The organism is Amycolatopsis sp. NPDC059027, from assembly GCF_042739735.1.
Lineage (GTDB): Bacteria > Actinomycetota > Actinomycetes > Mycobacteriales > Pseudonocardiaceae > Amycolatopsis.
The window spans coordinates 20207-33711 of sequence record NZ_JBHYIK010000011.1; the positions used below are offsets into that span (position 1 = coordinate 20207).

General features: G+C 69.8%; 11 protein-coding genes. 6 read left to right on the forward strand and 5 right to left on the reverse strand.

All coding sequences use genetic code 11. The features are described 5' to 3' along the window. Positions 1-195 precede the first annotated feature (195 nt). Positions 196-810: a glycoside hydrolase family 25 protein gene (locus ACFWY9_RS09915; protein WP_378324427.1), complete on the forward strand. Its 615-nt coding sequence runs from the start codon at positions 196-198 to the stop codon at positions 808-810. Here ACFWY9_RS09915 and ACFWY9_RS09920 read toward each other — a convergent pair. Then, positions 785-2023, reverse strand: coding sequence for a hypothetical protein (locus ACFWY9_RS09920; protein ID WP_378338636.1), 1239 nt, complete (start codon positions 2021-2023; stop codon positions 785-787). The genes ACFWY9_RS09915 and ACFWY9_RS09920 overlap by 26 nt on opposite strands. 89 nt (positions 2024-2112) lie before the next feature. Here ACFWY9_RS09920 and ACFWY9_RS09925 point away from each other — a divergent pair, with 89 nt between their 5' ends. After that, a complete protein-coding gene (locus ACFWY9_RS09925) occupies positions 2113-3402 on the forward strand; it encodes an aminodeoxychorismate synthase component I (protein ID WP_378338637.1) in 1290 nt (429 codons plus the stop codon). Position 3403: 1 nt separating this feature from the next. Here the strand turns inward: ACFWY9_RS09925 and ACFWY9_RS09930 are convergent, their stop codons facing one another. Further along, a complete protein-coding gene (locus tag ACFWY9_RS09930) occupies positions 3404-4360 on the reverse strand; it encodes a zinc-binding alcohol dehydrogenase family protein (protein WP_378324421.1) in 957 nt (318 codons plus the stop codon). A 173-nt stretch (positions 4361-4533) separates the two neighbouring features. Between ACFWY9_RS09930 and ACFWY9_RS09935 the strand changes: the two genes are divergently transcribed. Beyond that, on the forward strand, positions 4534-5010 hold the full coding sequence (locus ACFWY9_RS09935; RefSeq protein ID WP_378324420.1) for a QsdR family transcriptional regulator: 477 nt from the start codon (positions 4534-4536) through the stop codon (positions 5008-5010). Between the two features lie 516 nt (positions 5011-5526). On the opposite strand, the gene rsmI is transcribed toward ACFWY9_RS09935, so the two are convergent. Then, positions 5527-6372, reverse strand: coding sequence for a 16S rRNA (cytidine(1402)-2'-O)-methyltransferase (gene rsmI, locus ACFWY9_RS09940; RefSeq protein ID WP_378338638.1), 846 nt, complete (start codon positions 6370-6372; stop codon positions 5527-5529). Between the two features lie 89 nt (positions 6373-6461). Here rsmI and ACFWY9_RS09945 point away from each other — a divergent pair, with 89 nt between their 5' ends. Continuing rightward, positions 6462-8024, forward strand: coding sequence for a dolichyl-phosphate-mannose--protein mannosyltransferase (locus ACFWY9_RS09945; protein WP_378338639.1), 1563 nt, complete (start codon positions 6462-6464; stop codon positions 8022-8024). A gap of 7 nt (positions 8025-8031) precedes the next feature. Here ACFWY9_RS09945 and ACFWY9_RS09950 read toward each other — a convergent pair whose 3' ends face one another. Next, on the reverse strand, positions 8032-8787 hold the full coding sequence (locus tag ACFWY9_RS09950) for a helix-turn-helix domain-containing protein (RefSeq protein ID WP_378324416.1): 756 nt from the start codon (positions 8785-8787) through the stop codon (positions 8032-8034). 55 nt (positions 8788-8842) lie between these two features. On the opposite strand from ACFWY9_RS09950, the gene ACFWY9_RS09955 reads away from it, so the two are divergent. Further along, positions 8843-9415: a class I SAM-dependent methyltransferase gene (locus tag ACFWY9_RS09955; RefSeq protein ID WP_378324415.1), complete on the forward strand. Its 573-nt coding sequence runs from the start codon at positions 8843-8845 to the stop codon at positions 9413-9415. A gap of 3 nt (positions 9416-9418) precedes the next feature. Here the strand turns inward: ACFWY9_RS09955 and ACFWY9_RS09960 are convergent, their stop codons facing one another. Further along, positions 9419-11158 (reverse strand): serine/threonine-protein kinase, encoded by a 1740-nt coding sequence (locus tag ACFWY9_RS09960; protein ID WP_378324414.1) that lies wholly within the window; start codon positions 11156-11158, stop codon positions 9419-9421. Positions 11159-11746: 588 nt separating this feature from the next. Here ACFWY9_RS09960 and ACFWY9_RS09965 point away from each other — a divergent pair. Next, on the forward strand, positions 11747-13345 hold the full coding sequence (locus tag ACFWY9_RS09965; protein WP_378338640.1) for a beta-N-acetylhexosaminidase: 1599 nt from the start codon (positions 11747-11749) through the stop codon (positions 13343-13345). The last annotated feature ends 160 nt before the right edge of the window (positions 13346-13505 follow it).

Consider the following 13505-nt stretch of genomic DNA (forward strand, 5'->3'; position numbering starts at 1 on the left):
GCCCCCCCACACACCCGCTCGCCGCGGCCGGCGCCCCCCCGCGGGGAAATACCACCCCGGTCCTCCTTAAAAACCCCCCCTTCAGCAGCTCTCCCCCAAGACTGCGCTGACACGCGATGTGCCGAAGTGTCACGTTCGGCCGTTCAGCGGTTTAGAGTGGTCTATCACCCAGCTCGGGGATTGCGGGGGCAGAGCGTGACGGAACCGGAAAGCGACCAGGGCATCACTCTCTCCCACCGGGAACAGGTGGCCGACTGGACCGCCGTTCGCGGTGGGCGGGTCCGCTTCGCCTCGGTGACGATCAGCGAGAACACCAACTGGAGCAACACCGTCGCCGAACGCAATCTGGCCGGCGCGCAGCGGGCCGGGCTGCACACCGGCGGACGGCACTACGCCCGGCCCGGCGCGGTGCACGACCAGGCTGAGCACTTCGTGCGGACGGCGAGCAGGCTCGGCGCGTTCGCCCCCGGCTCGCTCGCCCCGGCGCTGGAAGTGGCCGCCGAGAGCGTCGACGACCGGTTCGTCAAGACGTGGATCAAGCACGTCCGGCACGCCGCGAAGATCACCACGGTGCTGGTGTACGCCGACCACGACCACTGGGCGCACCGGCTGCACCCCGACCGCTGGGCCGACAGCGACGTCGTGCTGTGGCTGGCGCGGCACAACGGGATCCCCGGCCGTCCCGGCTGGTTCCACAGCAGGCTCGGCATGCACGAACACGCTTTCGGCACCGACGTGCCCGGGATCGGCTGCCCGGTCGCGCAGGACGCCGTCGTCTATCCGTTCACCCTGGCAGATCTGTTGTTGTGAGGCCGGGGCGTAGCTGCCGGACCGTTTCCCGCACGAGGACCACCAGCATCGCCAGCTCCAGCGCCGCCAGGATCCGGAAGTCCACCGGCTCGCCGCCGTCGCCCGCCCGGAACAGGAACGGGAGATAGCTGAGCAGCGAGACGAACTGGACCACGACCGGCACGAACCAGAGCCGCCGCGGCAGGTGGAAGGCGAGCAGCACGGTCAGCAGGTCGGCGAGGTAGAAGTACCGCTCGTGCATCGAGGGCAGCACGAACGGCACCAGCATCACCGACACCGTGCCGAGCAGCAGGATCCGGGTGCCGGTCGGCTCCGCCCGGCTCAGCAGCACGAGCAGGCACAGCACGAGCACCAGCACCCCGGCGAAGAGCACGGCGGGCGCTCGCATGCTGTCCATGCCCTCGGTGCCGCGGAAGAACTGCCAGATCGACGGCGCGTTCATGGTCAGCTTCGGCCAGATGTCGGTCTGCCGGACGTAGATCGTCAGCAGCTTGCCGGGATCGGCGCCGAGCAGCAGCGCCGGGACGTCGAGCAGCAGGTACACCGCCGGGATCGCGAGCACCGCCCGCCACGGCACCCTGCCCAGCAGCACCATGATCAGCAGCAGCGGCAGGATGAAGATCGCCTGGAGTTTGAACGCCAGCGCGAGTCCGAAGAAGACACAGGCCCAGTAAGGCATTCTGCGCAGCAGGAAGTAGACGCCGCCGAGCGCGAACGACGCGTAGATCGCGTCGCCCTGCGCCCACATCGAGCCGTTGAGCACGACGGTCGGCAGCAGGAAGACGATCAGCGCGGCGACCCCGGAAACCCACGAAGCCGTGCCGAATCTCAGCGCGGTGATCCGGTAGGCGAAGAAGGCGATGAGCAGTTCGAAACAGACGGAAACGGCCTTGATCCCGGTGAGCGGCGAGCCCGGCAGCAGCGTCACGAGCACCATGACGTAGCGGTACGGCGCGTTCTGGTCCGAGAACTCGTAGCGCAACGCCGCGAACCGGCCGTGCTCGACGACGAACTCGTACCACTGGCGGTAGTAGTAGAGGTAGTCCGTGGTCTGGTACCGGAACAACGAGATCCGGAGCACTATCGCCAGCCCGATCACCGCCGAGAGCAGCACGACCACGTACCGCTGCCGGAGCCGCTCGCGGCGGTCGTCCGGTTCCCCCGACGTCGATCGCGGCCCGGCCGATACCTCATCGGTCAAATCGGTCGACATGGCAGCCGAGGGTAGTGGCCGTTTCTGTGGATCGTCAGTGACGTCACTCCCACTGTCCTTTTGAGGCGTGTTACGGCGACAATGTCGCCATGCGGCTGGTGCGACGGGTGCTCGGGACGGACATCGCGCCCGAACACGCCCTTCCGCGACTGGCCGCGTCCGCCGCTTCACGCGGAGTCGCGCCCCCGGCGGCGTTGTGCGGCGAGTGGTTCGGCTCGCGTGCGGTCGTCGTCCCCAGCCTGAGCCTCACACCCGTTTCGGACCCCGCGGAAGCCTTCGCGATCCCGGCCCGCCTGCCCGAGATCCGTGACGCCGCACCGGGTGCCGTCGGCGGCGGCTGGTTCGGTTACCTCGGCTACGACCTCACCGATCCGTCGGGACGGTCCGGCGCGCTGCCGCCCGCGGCGTGGGGCTGGGCCGATCACGTACTGCGCTGGGACAACGACGGACAGTGCTGGCTCGAAGCGCTCGTCCCCGACGACGCGGCGGATCCGGCCGACCTTCTGTCCACTGTGGAATCCGCGCTGGCACTCGACGGGCTCACGGCCACCTGGTCGGCGGGTCCGATGAACCTTCCGCTCGCCTCGACCCACCACCACGCCGTCAAGTCGTGCGTGCACGCGATCGAAGCGGGGGAACTGTTCCAGGCCAACATCTGCTGCCGGTTCACCGGCGAGTTCAGCGGCAGCGCCCCGGCCTTGTTCGCCGAGGGCGTCCGGCGGCTGGCACCTCGCCGCGCCGCGCACCTCGCGGGTTCATGGGGTTCGATCGTGTCCTTGTCCCCCGAACTGTTTCTCGCCCGGCACGGCCGATCGGTGCGTTCGACGCCGATCAAGGGCACGCTACCTCGCCGCGGCCCGGCCGACGACGGAAACGCCCAGCGGCTCCGTGAGTCCACAAAGGACGTCGCGGAGAACGTGATGATCACCGACCTGGTCCGCAACGACCTCGGCCGGGTGTGCACGGTCGGCAGCGTGACGGTGCCGGAGCTGCTGGCCGTCCGCCCCGCGCCCGGCGTCTGGCATCTGGAGTCCACAGTGGAGGGTGAGCTGGCTGGCGGCTTGTCCGACGCCGACCTGCTGGCGGCGACGTTCCCGCCCGGTTCGGTGACCGGCGCGCCGAAGATCCGTTCCCTTGACCTGATCGCCGAACTCGAAGCGAGCGGCCGGGGCGTCTACACCGGCGCCATCGGCTGCGCGTCGCCGATCGCCGGGCTGGAACTGAACGTCGCGATCCGGACGTTCGAAATCCACCGGGACACGATCGCGCTCGGGGTCGGCGGCGGGATCACCGCCGACTCCGACGCCGAGGCCGAATGGCAGGAATGCCTGCACAAATCGGCCCCGCTCACGAGATTGCTGGCGACCCCGCCCCGCTGAGCTACTTCGCCGGGTCGAGCAGCAACTTGCCGACCGTGCCCCGCGACCTGAGCGCTTCGTGCGCCTTGCGCGCGTCCGAAAGCGCATACTCACCACCCGGCACCGCGCGGATCTTCCCGGCCAGTGCTAGGTCGAACAGCTCGGCCAGCGCGGTGCCGAAGACGTTGCCCGGCAAGCGGAACACGTGCGGCAGCCACATCCCGGCGATCGTCGTGCTGTGGCCGAGCAGGTTGCGCAGCTCGACCGGCTTCGGCCGCTCACGCCCGGCCATACCGTAGAACGCGAGACGACCGAACGGCGCGAGCGCGGCGATGCTCTGGTCGGTGGTGCTCCCGCCGACCATGTCGAGCACGACGTCGACACGGCGGCCGTTCGCGTCGAGCAGCACCTCGGTCATGTCCGCGGCGCGGGAATCGACGGCGATGTCGGCACCGAGTTCCAATGCCAGCGCGCGTTTCTCGTCGCTGCTCGCGGTGGCGATGACCCGACCGGCGCCCCACGCCTTGGCGAGCTGGACCGCGATCGACCCGACCCCGCCCGCCGCGGCGTGCACCACGACGGATTCGCCCGGCTCGAGATGGGCGTTCTTGCGCAGCAGCACCCACGCGGTCGCCCCCTGGACCAGCATGGACAGCGCGGTCAGATCGTCGACCCCGTCCGGCACCGGAAACGTCATCGCGTCGTCGGCGACCGCGCGCTCGGCGTACCCGCCCCCGCCGTTGAGCAACGCCACGACCCGCCGGCCGTCCGAAGTGCGCCCGACGACCTCGCCGCCGGGCACGAACGGCAGCTTGGTCGGCGCGAGATAGCTGTTCTCGGCCTGATGCGTATCGGCGAAATTGACGCCGATGCGGTCGATCTCGATCAGGGTCTGCCCCGGGCCGGGTTCCGGGTCCGGCAGGTCGACGGGGGTGAGCACCTCGGGCCCGCCGAACTCGGTGACCTGCACTGCGCGCATCTGCGTCCTCCTCGCGGTCGAGATGAGACATTCTTCCATATGTCTCATGCCGTGACGGTACGTGATAAGTTGGCCACATCGAAACCGCAGCTGTCTCCCGTCCACGGCGGCCCGATGCCGTCCGCGCCTTCACCGTCGCGCGCGAATGGTTCCTGCACGGCCGCCGCATCGACATGCGTGACCTGGCCGGAGCGCTGGACATCAGCCGCGCCACGCTGCATCGCTGGGTGGGCAGCCGCGATCAGCTCCTCGGCGAGATCCTCTGGTCACTCACCGAAGCCGTACTCGACGCCCGCTCCCGCCACGCCCACGGCCGCGGCGCCGCGGGCATCGCCGACGTCGTCGGCGCCTTCGCCCGCACGGTGAACGAATCGGCCCCCTTCCGCGACTTCCTCCGCCGCGAACCCGAGCGGGCGCTGCGGATACTCACGACGAAGGCCAGTCTCGTACAGAGCCGGACCATCGTGAAGGTGTCCGCGCTACTGGAAGCGGAGATCGCCGCGGACCGCCTCGACCCGCCGCTGCCGGTACCCGATCTGGCGTATCTGCTGGTGCGCATCGGCGAGTCCTTCATCTACACCGACATCATCACCGGCGGCACCCCCGACGCCGAAAAAGCCCGCGCCGCGGCGATGGCTCTGCTGGGCTGAGCCTGTTCGGCCCCGCAAGCGCGGGGAACACTCGACGGTGTCGAATCAGAACTCGGCGACGGGAGGATCATCCCCGCAGGGCGCGGGGAGCACCCCGTTCAGAAGCGCGCTTTTGGCATCGACGTGGGTTCATCCCCGCCGACGCGGGGAACACCGGTCGATCGTGAGCGACCGGCCGCCCTTCCGGGGGCCAGCCCCGCAGACGCGGGGAGTACGCGGCCGGGTCCGGGGACTGGATCGGGCGCCGGGGGTCAGCCCCGCAGACATGGGGAGCACTGCCCGGAGAGCGGGCCGAGGATCGGCTTGTTGGGGTCATCCCCGCGTCTGCGGGGAGCACACTTGTTCACCTGCGGTTTTACACCACGCATTGCCCATTTTGCTTCACTTCGCTCCGGCCCAGCTCCTAGCGTCGCCCTCGCAGCCATGCCGCGTCCGGATCGTGCGGTGGTCATGCGCCCCAATGTGGCGTTCGCTGCGTCCAACGCACCCAATGCCACATTGGGGCGCTCGACCGCGTCACTTCCGAGCCGCGAGCACGGCGTCGTACAGCTCCTTTTTGGACACTCCAGCAGCCTCCGCCACCTCAGCGGCCACGGCCTTCAACCGCTCCCCCGAAGCGACCCGCTCACTGACCTCCCCGACGAGATCCGCGACCGACACCGAACGCGGCTCCGCCCCCGCCAACACCACGGTGATCTCGCCACGCACCCCGTCGGCGGCCCACGCGGCCAACGACGAAAGAGACCCGCGCTTGACCTCCTCATACGTCTTCGTCAGCTCACGGCACACCGCAGCCCGGCGATCAGCGCCCAACACCGAGGCAGCATCGGCCAGCGTGCTCGCCAGCCGATGCGGCGACTCGAAGAACACCACGGTCCGCTGCTCGGACTCCAAAGCCGAGAGCCACTTCGCACGCTCCCCCGGCTTACGCGGCGCGAAACCCTCGAAACAGAACCGGTCACACGGCAAACCGGACAAAGCGAGCGCGGTCGTCACCGCGGACGGGCCCGGCAAGCACGTCACCGGCAGATCCTCCGCGACGCACGCGGCCACGAGCCGGAACCCCGGGTCCGACACGCTCGGCATCCCGGCGTCGGTCACCAGCACCACGGTCTCGCCCGACCGCAGGGACTCGACGAGCTTCGGCAGGCGCGACGTCTCGACGTCCTCGTAGAAGCTCACGACACGCCCGCGTGGTGTGACGCCGAGTGCGGCGGCCAGCGAACGCAGGCGGCGGGTGTCTTCGGCGGCGATGACGTCGGCGTCGGTCAGCGCCTCGGCCAGCCGGGGCGACGCGTCGCGCACGTCCCCGAGCGGAGTGGCCGCCAGGACCAGACGACCTGCCGTCGGGGAGGAACTCATGGCCGCACCTTATAAGCCCCATGACAAGCCCCGCGAATCTCACCGATCCGCACGACGAGCGAACAGGCCCGGCCGTAGTATCAGGCCCCGTGACCGCACTGCTGACCCGTCCCGACGACGAGGGTGTGCGGCCGGGCCCGGCCGAAGCGCCCCCCTCCGACCGGGAGGCCACGCTGCTCGGCCGCGGGATGCCGGCCGACCGCCTGCGCGGCTGGGTCGTCACGCTCGTGCTCATCGTCATCGGCGCCATCGTCCGGATCCAGGATCTCGCCGGGGCCACCGACGTCGGCACCCCGGTCTTCGACGAGAAGCACTACGTCCCGCAGGCGTGGCAGATGCTGCGCAACGGTGGCTACGAGGACAACGCCGGGTACGAGCTGGTCGTCCACCCGCCGCTGGCCAAGCAGCTCATCGCGATCGGCGAATGGCTGTTCGGCTACAACGGCTGGGGCTGGCGGATCATGCCCGCGCTGGCCGGGACGCTGATCGTGCTGCTCACCGTCCGCATCGCGCGGCGGCTCACCCGCTCGACGCTGCTCGGCGGGATCGCCGGGGTGCTGGTGATCTGCGACGGCGTACTGCACCTGCAGTCGCGGATGGGCATGCTCGACATCTTCATCGCGGTGTTCGTGCTGGCCGCGTTCTCCTGTCTGCTGTGCGACCGTGACCAGGTCAGGGAGCGGCTCGCGGTCGCGGTCCGCGAGGGCTGGATCGGCGAATCCCCATGGGGCCCGAAGCTCGGGTTCCGCTGGTGGCGGTTCGCGACCGGCCTGATGATCGGCCTGACCTTCGGCGTGAAATGGTCGGCGCTGTACTACATCGCCGCGTTCGGGCTGCTGTGTGTCGCCTTCGACGTCGCGGCGCGGCGCGCGGCGGGCGTCGAACGGCCGTGGCTGGGCACGCTCCGCCGGGACGTGCTGCCCGCGCTGTGGGCGATCCTGGTCATCCCGTTCCTGATGTACTTAGCCGCGTACTGGGCATGGTTCGCCAGCGAGACCGGCACCGACCGGCACTACACCGAGATCAAGGACATCGCCCCCGGCTTCTGGGGCTGGGTACCGCCGGCGCTGCGCTCGCTCGGCGACTACGCGATGAACGTCCTGCACTTCCACGAGACGCTGCTGACGCCGAAGAACAACCCGCATCCGTGGGAGTCCAAGCCGTGGACCTGGCCGATGGGTCTGCGGCCGATGCTCTACTACACCAACGGCAACCTGACCGGCTGCGGCGAATCGCGCTGTACCTCGATCACGATGCTCATCGGGACCCCGGCGATGTGGTGGCTGGCGCTGCCGATGCTCGGCTGGGGCCTCTGGCGCTGGTTCTTCCGCGCGGACTGGCGGTACGCCGCGGTGCTCGTCGGCTACTTCGCCGGTCTGCTGCCGTGGTTCACCAACATCGACCGGCAGATGTACTTCTTCTACGCCACGCCGATGGCCCCGTTCCTGGTGCTCGGGCTGACACTCGCGCTCGGGCAGATCCTCGGCGGCGCCAAACGCGGGTTCGAACGCCGGGGCACCGGTCTGCTCGTCGTCGCCCTGTACGTCGGGCTGGTGGTGGCGAACTTCGCCTGGCTGTGGCCCATCCTGAACGGCGTCCCGATCACCAACGCGCACTGGCAGGCCGAAATGTGGCTGCCCTCCTGGCGTTAGCCGCCGCTCACCCGGCGAAGTAGGCGCCTGGCGTGACCCCGACGGCTCGCCGGAAGGCGGCGACGAACGCGCTCGCCGACGCGTAGCCGACCCGCTCGGCCACGGCCGCGAGCGGTAGTCCCGCGGCCAGCAGCGGGAGCGACGCCCGCAGCCGGACCTGCGTCCGCCAGGTCCCGAACGTCATATGGCATTCGCGGACGAAGATCCGTGCCAGGGTCCGTTCGCTCGCGCCCACCGCGCGGCCGAACTCGGCGAGCCCGCGCGGATCGGCGGGCTCCGCGGTGACCGCGGCTTGGACGTCGAGGGCACGCGGGTCCGACGGCGACGGCACCACGATCGGGACGACGTCGAGGGGTTCCAGCAGGTCGAACACCACCGCTTCGGCGCGGCGCCGCGGCTGTTCGGGCAGGTCCGGATCGGTGAGGTGGTCCAGCAGTTCGCGCAGCAACGGCCGGACCGTGACCATGCGGGGCTCCGGCCAGGTCACGGGGCACCGTGGCGGATCGGCGTAGATCCCGAGCATCACCGCGTGGCCGACCGAACCACTGCGATGCCGGACGCCCGCGGGCAGCCACAGCGCGCGGGTCGAGGGCAGGACCCAATGCGCTTCGCCGACGTTCACCGCGAGCACGCCGCGCGCCGCCCAGACGAGCTGGTGATGGCCCTCGTGCTCGTGCCACGGCGTCCACGTTCCCGCCGGGAAGTCGAACGCGCCGAGCAGCATCGCGCCGGACTGTCCGCGAAGTTGACCGTTCTGCGACATCACTTGTCAGGCTATCGCCTTCCGGCCACGATCGCGTCTGCCTACCGTCGGATCCATGCCGATGAACTTCCTGCACCGCAAGCTCTGCAGCTCCGAATTATGGGCCAAGAAGATCGACGACGTCCTGCCGGAGTTCCTGGACGGGTTCGATCTCGGCGACGACGTCCTCGAGATCGGCCCCGGCTTCGGCGCCACCACGAACGTCCTGCTGCGGCGGACCTCGTCGTTGACCGTGATCGAGGTCGACGACGCGTCGAGCCGCCTGCTCCGGGACAAGTACGGGGACCGCGCCGAGGTCGTGCACGGCAGTGGAGCCGAAATGCCGTTCGAGGACGGACGGTTCTCCGCGGTCGTGTGCTTCACGATGCTGCACCACGTGCCGACCGCCGCACTGCAGGACGCGATCTTCGCCGAGGCAGCGCGGGTGCTGCGGCCGGGCGGGCTGTTCCGCGGCACCGACAGCCAGCTCAGCTTCGCGTTCCGGCTGCTGCACATCGGCGACACGATGAACGTCGTCGACGTCGGCACCCTGCCGGAGCGGTTGCGGCGGGCCGGGTTCGCCGAGGAGCAGGTGCGGCACGTGCCCAAGGAGTACGTCGAGTTCTCCGCCGTCAGGCCCGCGGCCTGACCGTCAGCGACGCGGTGGCGGCTGCACCTGCCTCGTGCGCTGCGGCTGCCGGGGAACGAGCTGGGTGACCGGGCCGTCGGGCGACTTGCCCGCACGGGCGAGCCAGCCTTCGACCTCGCGGCGTACCGCGTTCAGCGTCGGGCGGCGGCGGGGTTCCTGGTCGAGCGACGCGCTCAGGATCCGGGTGTGCGCGCTGCGCTGGGGCAGCCGCGACACCGGTTCGGCACGCGCGGCGGCCATCAGCGCGGCCATCGGCGTCTCGCGGGTGCCGCGTGGCGGCTGTCCGGACAGCGCGTAGCTCACGGTCGCAGCCAGCTGCCACGCGTCGGACGCGGGGCTCGCGGGCGCGCCCATGGCGGTCTCCGGGGCGACGAAGTCGGGCGTGCCGATCATCATCCCGGTCGCGGTCAGCTTGGAATCACCCTGGCTGCGCGCGATCCCGAAGTCGATCAGATGGGCCAGCCCGCCGGGATCGATGATGATGTTCGACGGCTTGAGGTCGCGGTGCAGCACGCCCTTGTCGTGTGCGGCGGCCAGTGCCCCGGCCATCGTCGACCACAGCCGTCCGGCGGCGATGTCGTCGAGCGGGCCGTGGGCATCGACGACGTCGGCGAGCGCGCGGCCCTCCAGGTACTCCATCACCAGCGCGAGCCCGTCGGGCTCCTCGACCAGGTCGTACACCTTGACGCAGTTCGGGTGGTTCACCACGGCGAGCGCGCGGGCCTCCCGCTGCATCCGTTCCTCGGTGTCGCGGTCCGGCGCGTGCGCGATCTTCAGCGCGACGGTGCGGTTGAGCTGGGTGTCCACGGCCTGCCATACGGTGCCGAACCCGCCGGCGCCGAGCTGCCGGACCCGCCGGTAGCGGCTGCCGCCCGCGTTGCGCGAGCCGGGTGGCGGCGGGACCGGGCCCGGCACGGCAGCCAGCGCGGGTGGCTCCGGGGCCTGCGCGAGCGCGGTCGCCGGGTACTGCCGCGGTGGCGGCGGGACGGGCGCGGCCTGCGACGGCGGCTGGGGCGGGCGCTGCGGTTCCGGGTCGCGCTTCTCCTGCACCGACCGGTGGATGACCGACCACGGCGGCGGCCCGACCAGCGCGACCGGGATCAGCCCGAGCACGCTGAACGGCAGGAAACCGAGCCAGAAGTGGATGGCGGTGTTGGCCTCCATGGACACGCTGACCAGCACCATGACCACGAACGGGATCCAGAAGAACCGGGACGGCCACTTCGGGCCGCGCCGGAACGCCGTCCGCGCCTGCAGCATGATGAACAGCAGCGACCCGGCCGGCAGCGCGATGAGCGCGACCAGGTAGTAGACGTAGGAGATCTGCAGGCCCTGCGGGTAGAAGAGCGTCTCGTAGATGTTCTGGCCGCCGCCGAGATAGGTCTTCTGCGGGCCGATGAAGTCCGCATACGACTTGTCCATGGTGGCCAGCTCTGCCTTCGAGAGGCCGCTCTTCTCCCCGGCGTTCACCGCCCGGTAGGTCTCGGAGATGCCGACGGACAGCAGCCACGGCAGAACCAGCGTGCTGACCACGCCGATCCCCCCGAACACCGACAGCGTCACCGCGTCGTAGCGGTTGCCGGTCCCCTTGCGGACGATCGCGACGGCGAGCGCGCCGATCGCGGGCACCAGTGCGACGAGCGCGCCGGCGGTACTCGTCGCCCAGACCCAGTCACCAGGCCAGATTCCCGGCCCGAACAGGGAATGCGCGAGCGAGAGCAGTGCGCTCGCGAGTCCGCCCACCGCCTGGCTCCCCTCACCGTCTGTGTTGTCCCGTGACGTCTCTGTGCTGCCACGAGCTTGTTCCCCCGTGGTCCAGCTTAGGACGCTCACCGTTCGCACGAGGTTGCCGGGTATGTGGCACAGCCCATCCTCCGTAGTGGTCCTGTGACTCCGCTGATAGCGCCCGGCCCCGACCCCGAGGTTCACCTGAATACCGCAATCGCGACGTCGAGCGCCCGAGCCACCCTGCGTGGAGCGAGCCCTTCATCCGATGTCGGTGATTCCCCGACCGACGTGTCCCGCGGTGCGACGCGCCATCAGATGGTCACAGTATGTGACGACTTTCGGTCGCCACCCGGTGGCGCGCCGTCGCACGCCGACCACGCGCCTGGTCATCCACTGTGGACACGTCACCCTGCGCAGCACTCCGGCAAGACTTCACGGAAAACCCCGCCGCCGGCGCCCGGACGCGCGCCGCTCGTTCATGAAGCGGTCACGCTGAGCCGATCACCGGTCTGGACCAGTACGACGAAGGAGTGTTGTGCTCCACACCACATTGGTCTATACCTCTTTAACGACTCTCCTGATCCCCCCGACCGGAGGTGCTCCGTGAGGAAGCGCTTGTCCAGAGCCGTGCTGGGCGCGGCCGTCGTGAGTCTCGCGACTCTCGGCCTGCCCGCACTGGCAGGCTCGGCGACGGCCGCCGAAGCCGATCGTCACCAGGGAAACACCGAACGCAGCGTGACCGACGTCGTCCCCGCGCCCGTCGAGGCGAAGGCCGACGCCAAGGCGAGCTTCCAGCTCTCGCCGTACACCGTCATCCGCGCCGACAAGGGCGCGAACCAGGTCGCGGACTACCTCCGCGACCTTCTCCACCCGGCCACCGGTTACCGGCTGCCGGTCGTTTCGAAGAACTGGGGTGCTCCGGCGATCTCGCTGGAGCTGGGCCACGCCGACAAGCGCGTCGGCACCGAGGGCTACCAGCTCGACGTCTCCCGCCACGGCGTCACGCTCAAGGCCAACACGGCCGACGGCCTGTTCACCGGCGTGCAGACGCTGCGTCAGCTGCTGCCGTCGGCGATCGACGCGAAGTCCGTGCAACACCGCCGCTGGACCGTCTCGGGCGGCTCGATCCTCGACTACCCGCGCTTCGGCTACCGCGGCGCGATGCTCGACGTCGCGCGGCACTTCTTCACCCCGGACCAGGTCAAGACCTACATCGACCAGATCGCCCAGTACAAGATCAACACGCTGCACCTGCACCTGGCCGACGACCAGGGCTGGCGCATCGAGATCAAGAGCTGGCCGCGGCTGGCGACCTACGGTGGCCAGACCCAGGTCGGCGGCGGCAAGGGCGGCTACTACACGCAGGAGCAGTACAAGGACCTGGTGGCCTACGCGGCCTCGCGGCACATCACCGTCGTGCCGGAGATCGACATGCCCGGCCACACCAACGCGGCGCAGGCCTCCTACGCCGAGCTGAACTGCGACGGCGTCGCGCCGCCGCTGCGCACCGACATCGAGGTCGGCTACAGCTCGCTGTGCATCAACAAGGACATCACGTACAAGTTCCTCGACGACGTGATCCGCGAGATCTCGGCGCTCACGCCGGGCAAGTACGTCAACATCGGCGGCGACGAGGCCCACGCGACCAAGCCGGAGGACTACCTGACCTTCGAGCGCAAGGTTCAGCCGATCGTGGCCAAGTACGGCAAGCTGATCACCGGCTGGCACGACATCGCGAAGTCGCAGCCGCCGACCTCGGCGATCCCGCAGTTCTGGGACACCGTCGGCACCAACGCCGACGTCGCCGCTGCCGCCGCGCGGGGTAACAAGATCCTGATGTCGCCGGCGAACAAGGCGTACCTCGACATGCAGTACAACAAGGACAGCCCGCTCGGCCTGCACTGGGCCGGGTACGTCGAGGTCAAGGACGCCTACGACTGGGATCCGGCCACGTACGTGCAGGGCGTGTCGGAACACCAGGTCGCCGGCGTCGAGGCCCCGCTGTGGTCGGAAACGCTGGTGAACAACGACAACATCGAGTACATGGCGTTCCCGCGACTCGCCGGTCACGCCGAGATCGGCTGGTCGCCGAAGTCGACGCACAACTGGGACGCCTACCGGACGCGGCTGGCCAAGCAGGGCCCGCGGTGGACCGCGCAGGGCATCGACTTCTACCGCTCCCCGCAGGTCGACTGGAAGTAGTTCCCATCCCCCGATGGTCCGTGGGGGCCTCCTTGAGGGACTCTGGCTCCCTCGGGGAGGCCCCCACGGCTTTTCTCGGCAGAGGTGGGGGGTTCGCGCTGCGGCCCTCGGCGGTGGGGGGGGGCGCGGGCGGCGGAGTGAGACCACCGCCGCGCCGCGG